Raw genomic sequence first — 20,973 nt, 5'->3', positions numbered from 1 at the left:
GTTAAGCCTTCACCGTTAACTCGAGCGTCGTCACCGACATCGCCGGCAGATTGACGGTCAGCTTGCCGCCGCTAAGTTGAAACGACTCGAATGGCTGCGGCTTCACGGCATCCGGCTGCACAAACGTATTATGGGCGTCCATCGTCTCGCCCGTCAAAGTGGAGCCCGTAATCGTCAAGCTGCCGCCATCCATCCCCCGCAGGTCGATCGTTACCTGCGCTTCGGCATGATGCTGCAGATTGCAGAAGCTGATATGGATCTTCCCTTGCGTATCGCGCGACGCCGTCGCGGTCACCGCCGGAATAGCGGAGTCGTTCAGCTTGTAGCTGCCCGGATCCAGCGACAACTCCAGCAGCTCGGCGTCCTGGTGAACCTTATACATGTCGAACACGTGATACGTCGGCGTCAGAATCATTTTCTCGCCTTCCGTCAGGATGACGGCTTGGAGCACGTTGACGGTCTGGGCGATATTCGCCATGCGCACGCGTTGGTTATGCTTATGGAAGATATTCAGCGTCAGGCCGGCGACGAGCGCGTCGCGGATCGTATTTTGCTGATACAAGAATCCCGGATTCGTTCCCGGCTCCACGTTGTACCAGGTTCCCCATTCATCCACGATCAATCCAACCCGGCCTTCCGGATCGTATTTATCCATAATCGTACGGTGGCGGGTAATCAGCTCATCCATGTGCAGCGCTTTTTGCAGCGTGGAGAACCACGCCTGCTCGTCGAATCCGGTTGCCGAGCCTTTATCCTGCCAATTGCCGGTTGGCAACGTATAGTAATGCAGCGTGATGGAATCCATGAACCGGCCGGCTTCCCGCATGAGCACGTCCATCCAGCGGTAATCGTCCGAGTTCGGGCCGCAGGCGATCCGGTGAATCCGGTTGTCGTCATAGTTGCGGACGTAAGTCTGGTAGCGACGGTACTCATCGGCATAATATTCCGGCCGCATGTTGCCGCCGCAGCCCCAGTTCTCGTTGCCGACGCCGAAGTAAGTAACCTTCCATGGCTCCTTGCGACCGTTTTGGGCCCGGAGTTCAGCCATCGGCGACACGCCGCCGAAGGTCAAATATTCGACCCACTCGGACATTTCCTGGACCGTCCCGCTGCCAAGGTTCCCGTTAATGTAAGGCTCGCAGTCCAACTGCCGACACAGCTCCATAAACTCGTGGGTCCCGAAGTGATTGTTCTCCACCACGCCGCCCCAATGGGTGTTGATCATCCGTTTGCGCGCTTCCTTCGGCCCGATGCCGTCCTTCCAGTGGTATTCGTCGGCAAAGCAGCCGCCCGGCCAACGCAGCACCGGAACCCGAATCTGCTTAAGCGCTTCCACGACATCGTTGCGAATCCCGTTCGTATTCGGAATCGGGGAATCCTCGCCGACCCAAATCCCTTCATAAATGCAACGACCCAAATGCTCGGAGAAGTGTCCATAAATATGGCGGTTAATCGTTCCTTTGCCGGAATCCGCGTTCAGCACCCCTTGTAGTGTCATCCGTCGTTCACTCCTTAGTTAATTTAAATATTAATTAAGTAACTATATCACTAATATTATAGACGGATTATCGCTGATTCGTCAAATGTTTTCCATAAAATTAGGAAGTATATGTAACAGTACTTGTCAAAAACATGTCTTTTGATTAATATGTATATTAATTAAACTTCGGGTAAGGTGGGAAATCCATGAAACTTGATTTATCTGAACAATCGCTGCCCGTGTATGAAGCGCTGTCGAGCCCGGTTCGTCTGCGCATACTGCGGCTGTTGGCCAACCGCCCGATGAACATTAAGGAGTTAGCCGCAGCGGTGGGCTTGTCCAGCGCGATCATGACCATGCATGTGCGCAAGCTGTCCGAATGCGGCCTGATCGCCACCCAAATGGCTCCCGGCAAGAGCGGTCTGCAAAAGATTTGCTCGCTTGCCGTCTCCGGCGCGGAAATTCAGTTTCCAACACAGGCGGCGGCCGAGCGCAAGAGCTACCGGGTCGAAATCCCGGTCGGGCATTATTCCGATTTTCACATCGAGCCAACCTGCGGGATCGCAACGACCGGCAAAATCATCGGCAGCTTTGACGACCCCCGGTACTTTTGGGATCCGGAGCGAATCCATGCCGCCGTTCTCTGGTTCGGCACAGGGTTCATCGAATACAAAACCCCCAATTACCTGCTATCCGGCCAAGAGCCCGAAGAGCTGGTCTTTACGATGGAAATCGCGTCCGAAGCCCCGGGAACGAGGGAAGATTATCCTTCCGATATTACGTTCACTCTGAACGGGAAGCGGCTCGGCACCTGGACGAGCCCCGGCGACTACGGGGATCAGCCGGGCAAATATACCCCCGATTGGTGGCCAAGACAGGCGAATCAATATGGACTGTTGAAACGGTTGCGCGTTACGGAAGACGGTACGTACATGGACGGCTTGAAACTATCGGACGTCACCCTTCGCGACATCGACATCCGGCAGAAGCAGTGGACGTTCCGTTTGTCCGTCGAATTGGACGCCCGCTACCCCGGCGGCTTGACCTTGTTCGGCAAAGGGTTCGGCAATTACGGCGAGCATCCGAGCGCGGAGGTGTTTTACGTGGAATAACCGGAGAATGAGAAGACGACGCACTACAAGCACAAATAGGGCGGAGCATATCAAAGCCATAAAAAATGGCTTTGGGCTCCGCCCTATTATGGAGTAAACGGGGACATTTATACGATTTTCCGTACAACATGCAGATGTCCAACCGCCACATAAGCTGCTTGTACGTTTTTTCGTATAAAACTCGATAATCCGGCCGATTCATTCTCGGTTTTGTATGTTTTTTCGTTCAAATATCCCGTACCGCGCCGCCGCCACCGTCCGCTATTCCCAATACGACGGCCCTCCGCCCTTCAATCGGGCGAGGCCTTCCACGAAGAAGTAGTCGCCGTAAATCAGCGGCACGTCGATGTTGGTGCCCTGCGGGTAGTTGCTGGTCCCGTGCAGGATCAGGCCTTCCTCGGCCGGGTCGTCCCAGGCGCCGTAATTTTCGTACAGCGACTTCAGGATGCGTTCGCCGCCCTCACGGTACTTGGCAGCGGCCGCGCCTGCGCTGCCGAGCTTCTCCGCCAGCAGCAGCATCCCGCTGGCCGCGCAGGATCCGGCGGACGAATCCCGCAGCTCGCGCAGCTCTTCCGGCGCGCGGAAATCCCAGGCCGGCACCCGGTCGTCCGGCAACTGACTAAGGAAGGAATCCGCCGCCCGCTGCGCGGCGGACAGATACTCCGGCTTGCCGGTATGGTGGAAGCCCAACGTCAAGCCGTAAATCGCCCAGGCCGCGCCGCGCGACCACGCCGACTCCGGCGCATAGCCTTGGCCGCCTTGCGGCCCAACCACCTCGCCCGTTACCGGATCAAAGACCACAATATGATAAGCCGAGCCGTCTTCGCGGATAAACTGTTCAAGCACCGTATCCAAATGCGCTTCGGCCACATGGGCGAACCGGGGATCGCCGCTTTCGCGGGACGCCCAGAACAGCAGCGGCAGATTCATACAGCAGTCGATGATCGCCCACCCTTCGTTCCGCTCCCCTTCCTTCCACGGATTCCAGGCCCGAATATAACGCCCCTTCAGATTGAAGCGGGCCGCCAGGTAGTTCGCGGCCTTCAGTGCCCGAATCCGCGAAACCTCGCTCCCGGTAAGTTTATAGGAAGCAATACTGGTCAGCGTCCACATAAATCCCAGATCGTGATCCAGACGCACATAGCCGTCCAGCACCGCGTCCAGCTTGGTCTCGCAGGCTTGCGCCAGCGCCTTCAGTTCCTCCTTGCCGCTTCCCTCATACAGCAGCCACAGCAGTCCCGGCCAGAATCCCGCCGTCCACCAGGCCGGCTCGGCCAACTCAAAGACCCCGCCTTTGCTGGCGTGCGGAAATCCGGAGCCGATTCGGGCCGCATTCCGCAGCGTTTTGTCCAGCGACTTCGCCCAGGCCTCTTCCGCCCAGGCCTTTTCAATTCCCATGAGACTTCGTCCCTCCATTCCCCTATTCCTAATGCGTGACGAATTTAAATAGAAAATCGATCCCGAAATCGGCCTCCGGCTGCCGCACCCGGAAATCCAGCGCGTACCAGACCGTATCTATCCCGTAATGATCCCGGTACGTCCGTTCCGCAACATCGGCATCCAGCCGCTTCGGGTCGTAATGCAGCTCCAGCGTCAGCGCTTCGCCGCCGGCGAAGCGCAGCAATCCCGGATCGCCAACCTCCGGCCGAATCGGGGTCACGAGCCGCTCTACCAGGCTTCCCGGCGCTTCCGCAAACCGGAAATCGTCCCGAAGCGACAGGCAGGGCGGGTCCTCCGTCTTGTCCCATGCCCAGCTTCTCTTGAAAGAGCGAAGATTTTCGTCCTCGTAAGCCCCGGACAATTCCAGCTCCAAAAGGCAAATTCCCTTTGATGTCTCATACCGGACTAACGAAGCCTCCCTTTCCCGTCCCTCTTGCTGCAGCTGCCCGTCAATAATCGGGACGGAATGCCCTTGCGAGCCGTTGCAGTCATACGTATATCTGGCCTTGCCAAAATAATCCCGCGTATATTCCCCGCACCCCAGATCGGACAGGAAAAACGCTCCCCCGCCCGCCAGCATGAAATGGCCCAGGTCGTTGTGGTTATGCGATTCACCGTTATGTCCGCCTTTCGCGGCAAAACCAAACGTCCTCCCCGCGGCGGTGAAACGCGAGATCAGCCAGCCGGCGTCCTCGAACACAAAGTCGCCGTCTCTCCACTCCGCCGCCCCCGCCGCAGCGCGGTCCCGCCAGATCAGGTTGCGCAGCGCCGGCGCCCACCGGCTGCAATGGTCCTCGCGGTAGTCCGCATAGAGCAAAGCGGGCGGAGCTTCCACCTCCGCATACCGGGAAGCGAGGTAATGCGAGAGCCCCGGGTGGACGCTGCCGTACGGCTGCGTATCGGAGAAGTTGGCGACCAGCCGGCCGCCCAGAAAACATTTTTGCTGAAAGCCGGCAATTCGCCGCACCTTGTCCACGCGGAACCAATCCCGCCGGCCCCGGCTTCGCTTCAGCAGCAGATCGGCATAATAAACGAAATAGCCAAACCCGTAATTCCAGTACCCCAGCCCTTCCGGACAGGCGCCGTCCTCGCCGAAGCCTTGCAGATAGAAGGTCATGCTGCGCTCGGTTTTCTCCAAAATACGCGCCAGTCGGGCGTGATCCCGCTTCTCTTGCATCAGCAGCAGCGCAGCCGAACCAATCGAGCCGGCGCAAACCGCCGACCAGTTGTTCGTCAGCTCCTCCCAATGGTACGGGCCTTGCTCGAGAAAAGGACGGAACAGCCGCTCCTCAACCAGCTCGACGATCCGCACGCGCAGCAGCTCCGGCAGACGCCCGGCGAGCAGCAGGGACAACTCGGCCAGCGCAAACCCCGTCTCCGCCGCGAACAGGTCGATCGTTTCCGAGACCGGACGTGTCGCATCCACATGCGCGGGCAAGCACCAGGTGAACTCGCTGCAAATCGCCCAGATGGCATCCCACAGCGCCGTTTCGTACGATTCCGATTCCGGTTCGAGCAGCGACAGAAAGGCGAAGGTGTTAAGGCGCCGCCGCCTCTCAAAATAAACCCGCTCATACTCCAGCCGCGACCCCCGCACCGCAAACAAGGAAAACAACGAATAGGTCAGTTCCTCCGCCGAGGATGTCAGCAGGCGTTCCCCCTCGGCCCGGATCGTCTCCAGCTCGGCCCGGGCATCCGCAGCCTCGCGCAGCGAATTCCAGAACGCCGCCCCGCCGCCGCCCGAATAATAGTCGTCCGCCCGCAAAGGAGACAGATCCTCCACTAGCCGCTCCCATTCCTCAAAATCTCTCATCGACTCTCCTCCCTCCGACGGACAGCCCGAAACGGCGCCAGCTACTCCAATTCGATGCGTATTTCGTTCCCTTGGCACGTCTGCAGGACGATTTCCCGCCCCCCGATCACGATGCCCAGCGATTCGGGCGTCACCGGCTCCCAAGCTGCCCCCGGCGATGGATCGCCATAAACGGCCGCCGCAAGCACATGAACTCCCGGCTCCAGGGAAGTCTGAAGCGTCGGCAGGACGGTGCGCGGATGCAGAACATTGGTATTGGCGTTCGGACGGATTAGTTCGGCCGTCCCGTAGCCCAGCAGGTTCAGCACCCCGCTCGCTCCATAAGGGCTTGCCGCCCCGGCCGCCGCCCGGCCCGCTTCCGTCCGTTCCGTCAGCTCCGTCTCCATCCCCAGCGCAAATCCGCCCTCCGCGGCATCGAGCGGACGCCCGTTTACAATCCGGTGAATCCGTACATGCCAGGGGAGTCCGGCGACAACCCAGGTCCGCACCTCGACGTCGGGCCAAGGCTGCCATAGAGCAAACAGCACGTTATCCCGGATCGACGTCTCGAGGTTGCGGCGTCTGACCCGGTACAGGTTGTCCCCGCGTTCGCTGAGCGCGAGCATGGAGTCGAACGCGCCTTGGGACAAGCCCCATTCCCCGCGCGGGACGCTAAACCCGAACCCGGTGGAATAAACGAACTTCTCGTATTTGGCCGAGGTATGGGTATGCTCGTTCGTGCCGCGATGGCCGGCGTTAAAGGCCGCCACCTGGCCGGACGCGTGATCGCGGGCCAGCACGAGATGGGCCGGGCGCTGGATCGAGAGCGCCGGCAGCTCCGGCAGCGGCAGCTCCTCCGCGGTCCAGAACGGATGCTCTTCCGGCAGGGCCAGCGGCAGGAACGCTTTAAGCGCCCAATACGGCGAGCCGGGCGAATTGTAGTTCTCCGCCATGACCAGATTCGGATAAGCGTAACCGACCGTGAGGAGCCCGTCGGAACTCCGAATCGGCCGGTCTAACCACCAGCGCAGGTTGCGCAGCACAAGCCCCTTCAGCACGCCGATTGGAAGCACTTCCACGCCGGCGTAAGCAAGCGCGCTCCAGAAGGCGGATTGGGCAAAGCGGTAGGCCAGGCTGCGCCCGTACGGCAGCGCCGCGCCGTCCGGCGCAAACCAGTGAAGGAAATCGCCGGCGAATGCCGCGGCGCGCTCCTTAAACACGCGCGAACGATTGGGGTCCTCACCTTCCATCACGCGCGCGTAGAGCAGTCCGTAATAGTGGAAGGCAAACGGCACATAATAATCGCTGTGCCCCCCGATGCCATCGCTGTACCATCCGTCTTCCAGATAGAAAGCGTCCAACCGGTCCAAATTCCGCTCCAGTTGCTCGGCGTCGTAAGGCAAGCCGGCTTTGCGGAATCCCATATTCACCAGCACGTTAAAGAACAGCCAATTGCAGTCGTAACAAGGATGACGGTTGATTTGATTCAACCAGCGGTACAGCCGGTCGCGCTCCGCCGGGCGGAGCGGTTCCCAGATATGCTCCGGGATCAGCGCCAGCGCGTAGCCGAAGACCGCCATCTCGACGAGCCGCTGATCATAGTCGCCCACCTCGCCCCAATATTCTTCATGCTCCGGATTCGTGCCGGAGCGAATGCCGTCCAGGACGACGTTCCATAACTCACTGGAGCCTCCGCCCGCCAGCAGGGGAACCAGCCCCCATAACACCCGGGAGAACCCCTCCATCTCCGCCACGGCCGCCGGGTAGGACACGCCGGTCCCGCCCAGCGCTAGCCGGGCGCCGCCTCGGCTGTAGAACGGCCGGAGAGGATGCACCAACCGCTCCAAAACATTCACCATGTCGCTCCGCGTTTGGAGCGGATGGCCGTCAGTCGCGTTCATTTCCTCAACTCCTTCTCCCCTTGATATTACCCCTTGATCCCGGTCGCCGCCACGCCTTGCACGAAATATTTCTGCAGCGACAGGAAGACGATCAGCACCGGAATGATGGAGACGACACTGGCCGCCATGATTAAGCCATATTCGGCGGAATACTGCGTGATGAACATGCGCAGCCCGATTTGGATCGTTTTCAATTCCGTTTTGGTCAAATAAATCATCGGTCCGAGAAAGTCGTTCCACGTATTCACGAACGTGAAGATCGTGAGCGTGGACAAGGCCGGCTTGGAGAGCGGGAGCATGATTTTTCCCCAAATTCCGTATTCGCTTAACCCGTCGATGCGGGCCGCCTCGCACAGTTCATCGGGAATGCTCTGGTAGAACTGACGCATCAAGAAGACGCCAAACGCCGAGAAGGCTTGCAGAAAAATGATCGCGAGATGGGTATTGTTCAGCCCCATGGAACGCATCATGATAAACTGCGGGACCATGTAGGCCTGCCATGGAATGGCAATCGTCGCGATATAGCCGAGAAACAACAGGTTTCTCCCTTTGAAACGCAGCTTCGAGAAAGCATAAGCGGCGAAACTGGACGTCAGCAGTTGAAGCACGGTGACGATAACGGACAGCTTTGCCGTGTTGTATATAAATCGGCCAAGCGGAATCCGCGTCCAAATCTCCACATAATTCTGCCAGCGGGGAGCATCCGGAATCCACTGCATCGGAAACGAAAAAACGTCCTTATTCAGTTTCAGCGAGGACGACAGCATCCACGCGTAAGGAACGAGCATACACAGAACGACCACCGCGAGCACCAGGTACGCAAAAATTTTGGCGACGGTTTTGACTTGTTTGTTGGCTCCTGTCATTTTTGCCTCCTCCTATTGTCCGTACTTCTTCTCGCCCTGGAACTGAACCAGGGTAATGCCCAGAACGAGCAGGAACAGCACAATCGCCATAGCGCTGGCGTACCCGTAATCCAGCGAGCGGAACGCGGTGTTGTAAATTTGATAGACAAGGACCCGGGTCGAATCGTTCAACTGGTTATCGGCCCCGGCAAACAGGTTGATAAAGATGTCGTACACCTTAAACGAGTTGATGATCAGAATCATCAGCACAAAGAACGTCGTCGGCGCAAGCTGAGGAATCGTCACGTTGCGGAATCTTCTCCAGCGGCCGGCCCCGTCCAGCTCGGCGGCTTCGTACAGCTCGGGATTGACTCCCTGCAGCCCCGCCAAATAAATCACCATATAATAACCCATGTTCTTCCATACGGTGAACAGAACGACCGTGAACATCGCCCAGTCCTTGTCCGCAGCCCACCGGGGCAAATCCTCGATCGGAACGCCAGTGATGGCGTGCAAAATATGGTTGACCGGCCCCATGGTCGGGCTGAATACGAAATTCCATACGGCAGCTACCGCAACCAGCGAAGCGACATACGGAAAAAAGAACACCGTCCGCATGAAGTTGCGCCCCAGCAGCTTCTGATTTAGCAGAAGCGCCAGCCCCAGCGCGCAGACCATCGTGAATGGCACAACGCCAATCGTATAAACAATGGTGTTCCAAAAAGCTTTGTGGAAGGTGCTGTCCTGAAGCAGTCGGGTGAAATTCCGCAGCCCCACGTACTCCATCGGGTTGGCCCCATCCCATTTCACGAACGCGAGAACAAACGCATATATCATCGGCACCAGCGTAAACACGGCAAAGCCGATAAAATTGGGGGCGATAAAGCTGTAGGCCACCAAATGATCCTTGACGCTTTTGGATAAAGCGTTTCTTTTGACAATTTCGGTTCCTATCACGGGTTCATTCCGCATGATTTCTCTCCTCCAAACCTGCTTGTGTTAGAGAATTCGGAAAAAAGGGCGGGCTTGAGAGCCCGCCCCCGGCAGCATCGAAATAGAATGCGAGTTCAGCGATTAGTTATTGAGCGCCTCTTGGACCCGTTTCTCCATATCCGCCAGACCTTCGTCGATGGTGGCATTTTTCGTCATGATGTTATCGTGCGCTTCGTTCAGGATGACTTCAATATCCGCACTCTTTTCATGCAGCGGCATTTCCAGGTAGGTTCTTTCCGTCGTCAAAGCCGCTTTGCTGTTCTCGTCCGTCGGGAAGCCGTCGATGGAAGCGATGGAGTTGACGACCTCATCGTTCTGGATCGCCGGAATCGTTCCGGTGGATGCGATGACCGCCGCTCCCTCTTCACCCGTCACAAATTTCAGGAAGTCCAAGGCGGCTTCTTTGATGGCGGACTTTTGGTTCACGGCCAGGGAAGTGATCGTTCCCAGCGTCGTACCGGCTTTTACGCCGTCCGGATGCGGATATTTCACGATTCCCCAATTCGTCGCCTGGGACTCGCCGCTCTTCACCTTGTCGATCTGCGTGGCGATAAACCAACTGCCCATGTTCATCATGGCAACCGAGTTATTGTAGAAGACGCCGGAATAGTGGGTGCTGGAGGTCTTCAGCGTAGCGTAGTCCATCACGATGCCGTCGTCCTGCTGCTTCAGAATCCGTTCGTATACCGGCTTCAGGAAAGCGTATTTCCCGTCGACGATGGTGTTCTGCCCGTCCAGGATGCCGAACAGTTGCACCGCGCTGCGCCAGGTGTGGTAATGGGCGCCGTATACTTTTTCCGAGCCGCTGCCGGACGTCATTTTTCTCGCGATCTCGTCGTATTGATCCAGCGTCATATCGTTGGTCGGATAAGGCACCCCGGCTTTATCGAACAAGTCTTTGTTATAGTAGACAACCCAGAAATCGCTGCGGAAAGGCAATGCGTATACGTCGCCGTTCACTTGAATTTGCTCCACGGTTCCGCCGTAAAGGGAAGTATCGATGCCTTGGGTATCAATGAAGCTCTTCAGCGGTTCCAGATGGTTCTGCTTCACCAGGTTGGCATAACCCGGGATATCCTTGATGGTCAGGATGTCCAGATCCGCGCCGCCGGAAAGCTGCGTGCTCAGCATCGTCATGTAGTCGGTGGAGCCCAAATCGACGTATTCGATGGTTACGTTCGGATGGTCTTTCTTATAAGCGTCGATCAGAGGTTGATAATAAGCGGTCGCTTCCCAGTCCCATAACGCCCACTTCAGCGTGACGGGCTCGTCGCTTTTCTCGTTGGAAACGTTTGCAGAATTGTTCGTTGTCTGAGGATCGGACGTCGCCGTTGTGCCCGAATTTCCGTTATTGCCGGAACATCCGGCAAGCAGACCTACGAGCAGAACCGCCGCCAAGGTAAAACCGAATATTTTCTTTCGTCTCATGTTCAAACCCCTTTTCCTCCTGTGATGAACTCCCGGACCGGCCCCGCCGAATCCTTAGGTCAATCGTACCGGAATCCCGAATGAAAGGGCATACATTTTTGCGTTCTTTTCCTATACTTTTCTATTCGCTTCTTCAACAAACGCACGGAAAGCTGTAAAATCATACTTAAAAGATGCAAAAATGGTTGTTTCTGAACCCTGCCGCTGTCCGGGAAGCCAAGTCATGTTATTGTAATTGATATCGGTTCGTTTATGGCAGGAATCCAACTCCGGGCGAGGTGATCGACACGAGCGCTAGAAAAGCCACCATCAAAAGCCGCATCATCCTGATCATGACCGTATTTGCCTTGCTGATCGCGGGGATGCTGTCCTTTTTCAGCTATGAGCTGATCTCGTATTTCCAGCGTAAAACGACGATTCAGGCGACGGAATTCAACCTGCAGCTCGTCTCGCACATCATTGACCAGGATCTCATCAACTTGTCCACTTTGGCTATGGCCAGCAGCACGAATTCCCCGACCAACAGCTTGATTCAGGACTATTTCGCCTCGCCGGACGCCAGCGCCAAGGACGGGCTGAACGTCTTCTCGGCCATACAGGAGGACTTTTGGGTCAATCGGTCTTACGGCTACGTGCGCCGTCTGATCATCACCGATCATCAAACAAAGTTTATTCAAGTCGACAATTATGGAAGCGCTTCAGCTCCGTTAAATATCCATAATATCAGTCAATTCCCCGGTTTGTCCGCAGACGCGAAGGAAGCTTGGGAACGAGTGATCCAGGATCCGTTATCCCGTTCGAGCGGCATCCCGTTCGTGTTGCCGATCTACGGAGACCGGGCCGCCCGGATCGGGACGGTCTACCTTCTGGCCAACACCTCCGTGATTACCGACAAGCTGAAGGGCTACAGCCTTCCGGAGGGCTCTGAACTGCTGGTCACGCTGGGCAGCCGGAAGTATCGGATCGAAGGGGATAAGGTGCAGCCGCTCTCCGGTCCTTACGCCATGTTGCCTTATGACAAAAAAGAAGCCACCGGGGAGCTGACCCGGCTGGCTTGGATGGAGCTGGACGGCGAGCGCCGGATCTCCGTGTCTTATCCCGTGCGGGAAGGCGTCGTGCTGTCGCAGACGCTGGACGGGAAGCAATTCGCTCCGCAGCTGAACGCCTGGCTGCTGCTGATGATCGGCGTATCCGTGCTGGTGATCGCTTTAAGCGGCTTTATTACGCTCTATTTAACCCGGACGATCAGCTTGCCCGTGGAGAAATTACGAAAGCGGATCGACAAGATCGCTCAAGGCAATTTCCTGATCGACCGGAATATCGAGTGGAACAGCGAGCTGGGGGATGTGGGACGAGGCATCAACCGGTTGTCCCATGATATCCTGACGCTGATGGATTCCCGCGTGGCGGACGAGAAGCAGAAGCAGGAGCTGGAATACCGAATACTGCAAAGCCAGATCAGTCCCCATTTCCTCTATAACACGCTGAACTCGATCAAATGGATGGCCACGCTCCAGAACGCCACGGGTATCGCGGAAATGACGACCTCTTTGTCGCGGCTGCTGCGCAACATCGCCAAGGATCATCGCAAGCTGGTCCCCCTGCGGGAGGAGCTTAGCCTGATGGACGATTATTTTCTTATTCAGAAATATCGTTACGGCAGCACGATTACGATGATACAGAGCATTGAAGACGAGGAGCTGCTCTCCGGCCTGATTCCCCGTTTCACGCTGCAGCCGCTGGTGGAGAATGCGATTTTCCACGGGATCGAACCGAAAGGCCGGGGGGAAATTGCGGTGTCCGTGGCCAAAAGCGGCGGTTACGACATGCGGATCACGATTGAGGATAACGGGGTCGGGATGAGCGAAGAACAGATCGCCGCCATCATGTCCCAGCAGGAGCCCGGATCCAAAGGGCTGCTCGAAAATGTCGGTCTGCGCAGCGTACATGACCGTTTACGCCTGACCTTTGGGGAGCGTTACGGCCTTTCCATCGAAAGCGAGCTCGGCCATTATACGAGAATGAACCTCTTATTGCCTTACCGGAGAAGATGAACGTCCTTCAGTCTTTCGCTAACGTAAACCACGCAAGGAAGTGATGGTATGATGAAATTGCTGATCGCCGATGATGAAGCGCTGGTCTGCATCGGCCTACAATCCATGCTCAAATGGGAGGATTATCAAATCGAAATCGTCGGCATCGCCCATAACGGGGCCCAGGCCGAGGAGATGATCGAGGCTTTGCGTCCCGACCTCGTGATTACCGACATCAAAATGCCGGTCAAAACCGGCTTGCAGGTCGCCGAATCCGTTCGCGGCAAATATGGGCGGATTCCGCTGTTCATCTTCCTGACGAGCTACGAGGAATTTGAATACGCGCGCAGCGCGATCCATCTGCAGGCGGCGGATTACCTGGTCAAGCTCGAACTGACGCCGCAGACGCTGGCCGAATCCGTGAGGAAGACCGTCACCCTGCTGGAGGATTATAAAACCGTAGAGAGCTATCCCAACATGCTCTATCGCAGCAATCTGCATGCGCTGCGGGATAAGTTCTTTATCCGCCTGTTCAACCAACTGTTCGAGAACAAGAACCAATACCTCCTGCAAAGGGACGATCTCGAGCTGGATCTCTCGGCTCCCGCTTACCTGGTCTGCACCTGCCGGATTCAGGGGCCGGACAGCGTCCCCCCACGCGGCGATAAGCTGGTTGCTTTATGCACCAGCACGGTGCAGATGGCCAAGGACACGCTTGCGTCGGCGCGGCCTTGCTTCGTCACCAGCCTGGATCTGCGGAACTTCGCGATCGTGCTGCCCCTTTCCGATAAAGACCCGCAGCGTTGGATGCCGGAGATCGAAGGGCTGCTTCACGATATGGCCGCCGTGCTCCATTCCTATTTCAACGTGAAAATAATCGGTGCCGCCGGTTACGCCGTGGAAGACCCGTATTTGCTGCACGAAAGCTACCTGGCCGCCCGCCGAACGCTGCCGACGGCGCTCGACCGGCAATCCTTCGTCTTTTTTGCCCAAAGCAACGCAGCCGAGCTCGCTTCCCCAGCGGAAGAGGCTTCCGTATCCCGTTCGGACATCCGCCGCGCCTTCGAGGAACTGGATACCGGCGCATTGTACGCCATGATCACGAATGTGATCGACCGGTTCAACGGCAGGCCGGAGCTGTTTGTCTCGGCCACCGATGCGGCCTGCAATATTTTATACATGGCCACCTCCTTGCTGGCGGACGGCGAAAACGTGGTCGAGCAAATTTTCGAGAACGAGCCGGAGGGCTACCGTGCGATTTATAAGAAGCAAACGACCCAGGGCGTCATCGACTGGCTGGTTCAATTCCGGGACGGGTGCTGCGATATCCTGTCGTCGCGCAAACAGAGCTACAAGGAACAAATCGTCCGGAACGTGCAGGATTACGTCAAACGGAATCTGAGCAGCAAGCTCTCCCTTAACCAAGTCGCCGACGTGTTCAACTTTAGTCCGAATTACCTCAGCCATCTTTTTTCCAAAACCGCCAAAATCAATTTCGTGGAATACGTCACGGAGACCAAAATCGCGGCCGCCAAGGAAATGATGGTTCGCGGCGAAGGCCGGATCTACGAGATCTCGCAGAAACTCGGGTATGAAAGCGCCTTCTACTTCAGCAAGGTGTTCAAAAAAGTGGAAGGCATCTCGCCTCGGGAGTTCATGCAGCGCAAAGGCAGCTCGATTTCTTCGGGATGATCATCGCCGTTGGAGACCCAAAAAGAGGGCTGTCCCTAGGCCAAGAATTAGCCATTTGGGATCGCCCCCTTGCTTTATCGCGTGATGACACTAGGATTTAAAGTTGATCCGCTTCTCTTACGTGGGCTTTGGCGATTCCTCCGCTTCCGATCAGGCCGATGCGTACATGCTTGCTCATCTACTCGCTTCCTTCTCTCGTTCGGAATGGGATGCCGAAGGCTCTCCTGCATGCATTTTGCGGTACGCGCTTGGCGTCACTTCGTACTTGCTCTTGAATACCGGATACAGATAATTTGGATTCGCGTAACCGTGGGCAATGGCAATCTCCTCGATCGCTTTGTCCGTAAGAAGCAGGTCCGAACAGATCGCCGTCAACCGCGTGTGCTCCAAATAATCGCGGAACGTCGTCCGCCCTTCACTGCGGAAGATACGCTGAAGCTGCCGGGGACTGGTCCCGATCGCCTCGGCAACCTGCTGCAGCGAGATCGGCATGCTCTCGTTGTCCCGAATATATTGCGTGGCCAACTTGTAGCGATGGAAGCTCATATCCCGCTCCGGAATTCCCGTTCTGTCGTCGGCCCTGTCCAGCACGCGAACCGTGCGCAGCAAAATCTGCACGATTTCCTGCTTCAGCAGCGTGTAGAAGCCGATGGGCCGCTGCTCCAAAATACGGTATGCCTCCAGAAAACCGCTCATCGCATGGAACCGGTCAACGACCGGTGCGATCGGCAAACGATCCAACGAGCTGATGCATTCCCTCGCCTCCGCCGCCTCCAACTCGTCTCCCCAGCCGCCGGGTTCGGCGTCCGCCGCCAGCGGCTCAATCTCCAGATGAAGGCAAAGCTCATACATCGGATCTTCCGGGTCCGATTCCTGATAGTGCACCAGATCCGGTCCGGTCAAATAGAACAGGCCCTCGTGGAGATCGTAAGCCTGGTCGACGAGGATCACTTTGCCCTTGCCTTTCGGAATATAATGAAATTCATAACCCGAGTGCTTGTGAAAAGGAATGATATGTCCCGGAGGAAACGAGGCCAGATGGCAGCGCAGCACGCGAATTCCGTAACCTCCCCAGCGAAATTGCAGCTCAAGCCGGTCGAGCGCATCCTGCCTTTCCGTCATTCTGCCGTACGGAAAAGGGCTTGCGCTTCCGGCCGCTTTACGGTCCGCCGGCTTCTTCCCCGTCGGTTCGCGATAATCCGCCCGCATCTTGATCCCTCCTTTCCTTGGGTCATCCGCTATTTTGCCAGCTCGTCGATCCGGATCGACCGGCCTTCCGCCGCCGAGCGATTCGAAGCCTCCATGAGTCGGGTCAGATCGACAGCCGCCGCGATATTTTCCGTCGCCTCGGTACCTTGCTTGATATGTTCCACCCATTGGCTGAACGCATAAGGTAATCTGTCCCCCAGCTCCAGCTTCTCCCATTGTCCGCTCCCGCCGTTGTAACGAACGACGGGAACCTCATCCGGGAACCCGTACAGCAGCGTGCCATCGGTTCCGTGAAGCTCAATGGAGAACGGCGAGTGGCTGTTCACGAAACCTGCTTCGACGATGCCTAGCGCGCCTTCCGCATAACGGAGCACGGCTACCGCATTGTCTTCAACTTCCTTGCCCGTCACATAGCCAAAATTCGCACTGACACTCTCGGGCATTCCCAAGAAACGCCGGACAAGATACATCGGATGGCAACCCAGGTCGATGAGGGCGCCTCCGCCGCACTGCTCCTTGGAGAAGAAATGGGCGGGCAGCCAGTTCGCGGTCGCACCGTTATGCGACAGACGGACCCGCGCCATGGTTAGCCTGCCGAGCTTGCCGTCTTGGAGCACGCGATCGATCGTCTGCGTATAACCGTCGTACAGGCGCGGCAGGGAAACCATCAGCTTCACCCCCGCTTTCCGGACCGCAGCGAGAATATCCATTACTTCCTTCGCCGTAGGGGCGATGACTTTCTCCGTAAAAATATGCTTGCCGGCCTCAGCCGCCTTCACCATGACGTCGCGATGCAGATTCGTTGGCGCGTCCACGATGACAGCGTCGATGTCGTCCTGCGCAAGCATCTCGTCGAGCGTGGCGTAATACGGCACTCCGTACTGCGCCGCTTTGGTCTGCCCGCGTTCGGGAAGTTCATCCCAGATCGCGGCGAGCTCCGTTTCGGGATGCTCCAGTGCCTGCTTCGTGTAATCTTCCGCATGAACATGCCAAAAACTGATTTTGCCGATCCGAATCATTCGTAAGTAAGCCTCCTTGGCCATTTGACTTAAATTATACGACAACACAGACAGATTACACCACTTTCATAGCCATTATAATGAGTTTTCGTGCCATTTAAACTACAAATTGACGACATGTGGATATAAGAAAACGGTTCTAAGTTTTACTTATTTTTAAGATCAACTCGAATGTGTTTTTTGAATCAGTCCTATATATTTAAGTGATTACGATGTATGCGTAGAGTTTGTGGGCAAGTTGTGGGCACTAACATAAACCCCAATCGTACATGAAAGGAACATGATAATAGCTCGTTCTATGTGCCGCGGCCGTATCCCTTCATTACATTATCGGGTATAATTGTTTATAAGTAATAATCGAAGAAGATCGCAGGAAGCAAAACGATTTAGCAACATAACTTGATAAAGGAGTGGTTCTCCATGTCAATGGTACGCAAGCTCCATCCTCATATAGCAAAAGACCTACGGGAGTTTTTATCTGAAAACAATATTTCCACCAAGAAGTTGGTCATTGATCTTGAAGCAGAAACCATCGAGGACTTTGATGATTACTCAGTCGATGACATTTTAAGTGTAGCTGGAATACTGAAGCCCGGGGAAGCGCAAGAATTATTAGACCACATTCAGGGGTCACGGGAGGGCTGGGGAAAGTGACCCACAACCGATCCGGATATTTATTCGATTCGAACATCGTAATCGCCATTCTGGACAACGATCATGCCGCCGTTAACTTAGTACGACAAGCCCAAGAAGAAAAACGGCGAATATTTTTTTCGACGATTACGGAATGTGAGGTACTGAGCGGTGTCAAACACAATCAGTTCTTAATCGCTGAAAGGCTTTTCTCCCCTAGGCATATGTTACATGTCGATTCCGCTGTTGCAAGAAAGGCAGCTTCCATGCAAAGCGAGCAAAGAAGCAAGGGACGGAAAATCAAAACTCCTGATGCACTCATTATTGCAACTGCCTTTACAGCTAATTTGTTACTGGTTTCCCGGGATTCAGACATGGACTTTGTTACGAATGAGTATGGGATGACTTTGTTGAAAATATAGGGTTACTGTGCTGAAGACCGACCAAGGATACACTGAAGTTAATGCGTTTTCTGGTCAAAGCAAAGTAACAACTAGAACGTGCTCTGCCGATGTTGCCAAACAATCAGAATATAACGGGAAAACACCATCGTCCTATAGCCAAGCAGCAAGTCGTACGAACGGCCTTGAGATGCTTAATCTCAAAACAAGACCTCCTCACTTTCTCTAAAAAACAGAAGACACCTTGGAGCGATTTCCATCACTCTAAGGTGTCTTCATTCTACACAATGTGGTCAATATGTGGGCAAGGCTTTACAGCCTATCTTACATCATGCCGCCCATTCCGCCCATGTCAGGAGCGGCTGGTTTTTCCGGTTCCGGTTTGTCGGCGATAACCGCTTCGGTCGTCAGGAACAAGCCGGCTACAGAGGCAGCATTCTGCAATGCGTAACGGGTTACTTTCGCCGGGTCAACGATACCGGCTTCGATCATGTTCACCCATTCGCCGGTAGCGGCGTTATAGCCGATGCCGACTTTTTCCTTCTTCAGGCGATCCACGATAACGGAGCCTTCTTCGCCCGCGTTGGCTGCGATCGTGCGAACCGGTTCTTCCAGAGCGCGAAGCACGATGTTAACGCCGGTTTTTTCGTCGCCGGCCGCTTCAACAGCAGATACAGCGTTATATACATTGACGAGGGCAACACCGCCGCCGGATACGATCCCTTCCTCAACGGCCGCACGCGTTGCGTTCAGCGCGTCTTCGATGCGCAGTTTGCGTTCTTTCAGCTCGGTTTCGGTAGCCGCGCCGACTTTGATAACCGCTACGCCGCCGGCCAGTTTAGCCAGACGCTCTTGCAGTTTTTCTTTGTCGAACTCGGAAGTCGTTTCTTCCAGTTGCGCACGGATTTGGTTCACGCGAGCTTGGATGTCGGCTTTGTCGCCGCTGCCGTCCACGATCGTCGTGTTTTCTTTCGTAACGATAACTTGACGCGCGTTACCCAGTTGCTCCACCGTCGTACTCTTCAGATCAAGGCCGAGTTTTTCGGTGATCACTTGGCCGCCGGTCAGAGCGGCGATATCTTGCAGCATCGCTTCACGACGGTCGCCGAAGCCAGGAGCTTTAACGGCTACCGCATTAAACGTACCGCGCAGCTTGTTGACGATCAGCATCGCTTGCGCTTCGCCTTCGATATCTTCAGCGATGATCAGCAACGGTCTGGATTGTTGTACGATTTTCTCCAGCAGCGGCAGAATTTCTTGCGTGCTGCTGATCTTTTTGTCCGTGATCAGGATATATGGGTTATCGAGTACGGCTTCCATTTTGTCCGTATCGGTAATCATGTAAGGAGATACATAACCGCGGTCGAACTGCATCCCTTCAACCACTTCAAGCTCGGTAGCGAAACCGCGGGATTCTTCGACGGTGATGACGCCGTCTTTGCCCACTTTCTCCATCGCTTCGGCGATCAGTTCGCCCACTTCTTCGTCCGCAGCGGAGATCGCGGCAACTTGAGCGATCGACTGTTTGCCTTCGATGGCTTTGGAGATGCTTTTCAGTTCAGCGACTGCAGCGCGAACCGCTTTGTCGATCCCTTTGCGCAGGCCGATTGGGCTGGCGCCGGCCGTAACGTTCTTCAAGCCTTCGCGGATCAGCGCTTGTGCCAGAACCGTTGCGGTTGTCGTACCGTCACCGGCGACGTCGTTCGTTTTGGTAGCTACTTCTTTTACGAGCTGGGCGCCCATGTTTTCAAAAGCGTCTTCCAGTTCGATTTCTTTCGCGATCGTTACGCCGTCATTCGTGATGAGCGGGCTGCCGAATTTCTTCTCCAGCACGACGTTGCGGCCTTTCGGACCCAGTGTTACTTTTACTGCGTTTGCCAAAGCGTCAACCCCACGAAGCATAGCGTGGCGGGCGTCTTCACTGAATTTAATGTCTTTTGCCATTGTTCAATTACCTCCCATAAAGTTGTGTGTGTTCGTTCAATGCCTTTCGTCGGCGGTTTAGCCAATGATGGCGTGGATGTCGCTTTCTTTCATAATCAAATATTCTTTGCCTTCATATTTCACTTCGGTGCCGGCATATTTGGAGAAAAGAACGCGGTCGCCTTCTTTCACTTCCAACGGAACGCGAGCGCCATCTTTCAAAGTTCCGCTGCCAACGGCGACGACTTTACCTTCCTGCGGCTTTTCTTTGGCCGTGTCCGGAAGCACGATGCCGAATGCCGTTGTCTCCTCTTGCTCGATCGGTTGCACGAGTACGCGTTCACCTAAAGGTTTGATCATGAAAAAACAGCCTCCTTTAAATATGTGGTGTTATGGGTAGATGTTTGTTATATGTATTAGCACTCAATCTACTCAAGTGCTAACAACCACTTTTATATTACTCAAGTTGCGAGTAGATTTCAAGTTCCTTTGTACAAATTTTTTTCATTGTCCTATCGGGCTAATCGGCGCCCTTCCCATTGTATCCTTGCGCCTGGATAAATATTCCGGCGGGGCTGGACGGGAGTAGCGCGAGGTGGCTAGTCCGGTCGCCGGGTAATTTGGGCTAACGTTCCTCCGCTGTGGGGCGGTTCACTCCTGGCGGCTGGATAGACCGCGGGCTGGACCAACTGCGGACTGAGCAGCAACTTTTGCATTTTGTACAACATTTTCGCGGTGTTTGGCCCGCTTAAGGCGGAAATATGGTATTAAGTGCAACATTTTCCGGGTAAACGGGCCAATGGATCCAATATTGTTGTACAAAATACAACATTTTGCGCTCATCAAGGGGGCGTGAGCCTGAAATGTTGTAAGAAATACAACATTTTACGTTCAGCCGGGGGGCGGCGGATGACCGGCTGGTCGCACCTTCCATGTGGCTCACCAGCCCCCCGCACCCCGCACCCCGCACCTCGCCCCCGGCACCTCCGCCCCCGCCAATGATCCAGCCCTTCCCTGCCGCCTCCCAACGCGCCTTGGGCGGAAGCGGGCCTCGCGGATTCTTCCCCGGCTG

16 protein-coding genes are annotated in these 20,973 nt (G+C 55.7%); 5 read left to right on the top strand and 11 right to left on the bottom strand.

All coding sequences use genetic code 11. The features are described 5' to 3' along the window. Nucleotide 1 precedes the first annotated feature (1 nt). Nucleotides 2–1,498, bottom strand: a complete 1,497-nt coding sequence (locus ACZF99_RS05900; protein WP_483609885.1) for an alpha-N-arabinofuranosidase — start codon at nucleotides 1,496–1,498, stop codon at nucleotides 2–4. A gap of 188 nt (nucleotides 1,499–1,686) precedes the next feature. Between ACZF99_RS05900 and ACZF99_RS05895 the strand changes: the two genes are divergently transcribed. Further along, complete coding sequence (locus ACZF99_RS05895; RefSeq protein ID WP_483609883.1) at nucleotides 1,687–2,592, top strand: ArsR/SmtB family transcription factor; 906 nt, start codon at nucleotides 1,687–1,689, stop codon at nucleotides 2,590–2,592. Nucleotides 2,593–2,853: 261 nt separating this feature from the next. On the opposite strand, the gene ACZF99_RS05890 is transcribed toward ACZF99_RS05895, so the two are convergent. From ACZF99_RS05890 to ACZF99_RS05865, 6 genes are all read right to left on the bottom strand, one after another. After that, complete coding sequence (locus ACZF99_RS05890; RefSeq protein WP_483609881.1) at nucleotides 2,854–3,990, bottom strand: glycoside hydrolase family 88 protein; 1,137 nt, start codon at nucleotides 3,988–3,990, stop codon at nucleotides 2,854–2,856. Nucleotides 3,991–4,018: 28 nt separating this feature from the next. Then, the gene (locus ACZF99_RS05885) at nucleotides 4,019–5,845 is read right to left on the bottom strand and encodes a heparinase II/III family protein (protein ID WP_483609879.1); all 1,827 of its coding nucleotides are present in this window, start codon (nucleotides 5,843–5,845) and stop codon (nucleotides 4,019–4,021) included. Nucleotides 5,846–5,886: 41 nt separating this feature from the next. Further along, entirely contained in the window at nucleotides 5,887–7,725 is a 1,839-nt protein-coding gene (locus tag ACZF99_RS05880; RefSeq protein WP_483609877.1) for a DUF2264 domain-containing protein, read from the bottom strand. A gap of 26 nt (nucleotides 7,726–7,751) precedes the next feature. Then, nucleotides 7,752–8,591, bottom strand: a complete 840-nt coding sequence (locus tag ACZF99_RS05875) for a carbohydrate ABC transporter permease (protein ID WP_483609875.1) — start codon at nucleotides 8,589–8,591, stop codon at nucleotides 7,752–7,754. Nucleotides 8,592–8,603: 12 nt separating this feature from the next. Then, the gene (locus ACZF99_RS05870; RefSeq protein ID WP_483609873.1) at nucleotides 8,604–9,542 is read right to left on the bottom strand and encodes a carbohydrate ABC transporter permease; all 939 of its coding nucleotides are present in this window, start codon (nucleotides 9,540–9,542) and stop codon (nucleotides 8,604–8,606) included. 102 nt (nucleotides 9,543–9,644) lie between these two features. After that, nucleotides 9,645–10,991, bottom strand: coding sequence for an ABC transporter substrate-binding protein (locus tag ACZF99_RS05865; RefSeq protein ID WP_483612565.1), 1,347 nt, complete (start codon nucleotides 10,989–10,991; stop codon nucleotides 9,645–9,647). A gap of 278 nt (nucleotides 10,992–11,269) precedes the next feature. On the opposite strand from ACZF99_RS05865, the gene ACZF99_RS05860 reads away from it, so the two are divergent. Together ACZF99_RS05860 and ACZF99_RS05855 are read left to right on the top strand one after the other, a co-directional pair. Next, the gene (locus ACZF99_RS05860; RefSeq protein ID WP_483609871.1) at nucleotides 11,270–13,045 is read left to right on the top strand and encodes a sensor histidine kinase; all 1,776 of its coding nucleotides are present in this window, start codon (nucleotides 11,270–11,272) and stop codon (nucleotides 13,043–13,045) included. A 48-nt stretch (nucleotides 13,046–13,093) separates the two neighbouring features. Next, nucleotides 13,094–14,716 (top strand): response regulator transcription factor, encoded by a 1,623-nt coding sequence (locus ACZF99_RS05855; RefSeq protein ID WP_483609869.1) that lies wholly within the window; start codon nucleotides 13,094–13,096, stop codon nucleotides 14,714–14,716. A gap of 174 nt (nucleotides 14,717–14,890) precedes the next feature. Here ACZF99_RS05855 and ACZF99_RS05850 read toward each other — a convergent pair whose 3' ends face one another. Next, a complete protein-coding gene (locus ACZF99_RS05850) occupies nucleotides 14,891–15,925 on the bottom strand; it encodes an AraC family transcriptional regulator (RefSeq protein WP_483609867.1) in 1,035 nt (344 codons plus the stop codon). Nucleotides 15,926–15,954: 29 nt separating this feature from the next. Continuing rightward, nucleotides 15,955–16,944, bottom strand: coding sequence for a Gfo/Idh/MocA family protein (locus ACZF99_RS05845; RefSeq protein ID WP_483609865.1), 990 nt, complete (start codon nucleotides 16,942–16,944; stop codon nucleotides 15,955–15,957). A 420-nt stretch (nucleotides 16,945–17,364) separates the two neighbouring features. Here ACZF99_RS05845 and ACZF99_RS05840 point away from each other — a divergent pair, with 420 nt between their 5' ends. Together ACZF99_RS05840 and ACZF99_RS05835 are read left to right on the top strand one after the other, a co-directional pair. Continuing rightward, nucleotides 17,365–17,598, top strand: a complete 234-nt coding sequence (locus ACZF99_RS05840) for a hypothetical protein (RefSeq protein ID WP_483609863.1) — start codon at nucleotides 17,365–17,367, stop codon at nucleotides 17,596–17,598. Continuing rightward, on the top strand, nucleotides 17,595–17,999 hold the full coding sequence (locus tag ACZF99_RS05835; RefSeq protein WP_483609861.1) for a type II toxin-antitoxin system VapC family toxin: 405 nt from the start codon (nucleotides 17,595–17,597) through the stop codon (nucleotides 17,997–17,999). Before ACZF99_RS05840 ends, ACZF99_RS05835 begins: the two co-directional genes overlap by 4 nt. 303 nt (nucleotides 18,000–18,302) lie before the next feature. Here ACZF99_RS05835 and groL read toward each other — a convergent pair whose 3' ends face one another. Both groL and groES read right to left on the bottom strand, forming a co-directional pair. Then, nucleotides 18,303–19,922, bottom strand: coding sequence for a chaperonin GroEL (gene groL / locus ACZF99_RS05830; RefSeq protein ID WP_483609859.1), 1,620 nt, complete (start codon nucleotides 19,920–19,922; stop codon nucleotides 18,303–18,305). Between the two features lie 57 nt (nucleotides 19,923–19,979). Further along, nucleotides 19,980–20,261: a co-chaperone GroES gene (gene groES, locus ACZF99_RS05825; RefSeq protein WP_483609857.1), complete on the bottom strand. Its 282-nt coding sequence runs from the start codon at nucleotides 20,259–20,261 to the stop codon at nucleotides 19,980–19,982. Nucleotides 20,262–20,973: the final 712 nt, after the last annotated feature.

This window comes from Paenibacillus sp. JL3B1040 (assembly GCF_057063165.1).
Note: the sequence above shows the minus strand (reverse complement) of the source record. Positions and strands in the feature narration are given on the sequence as shown.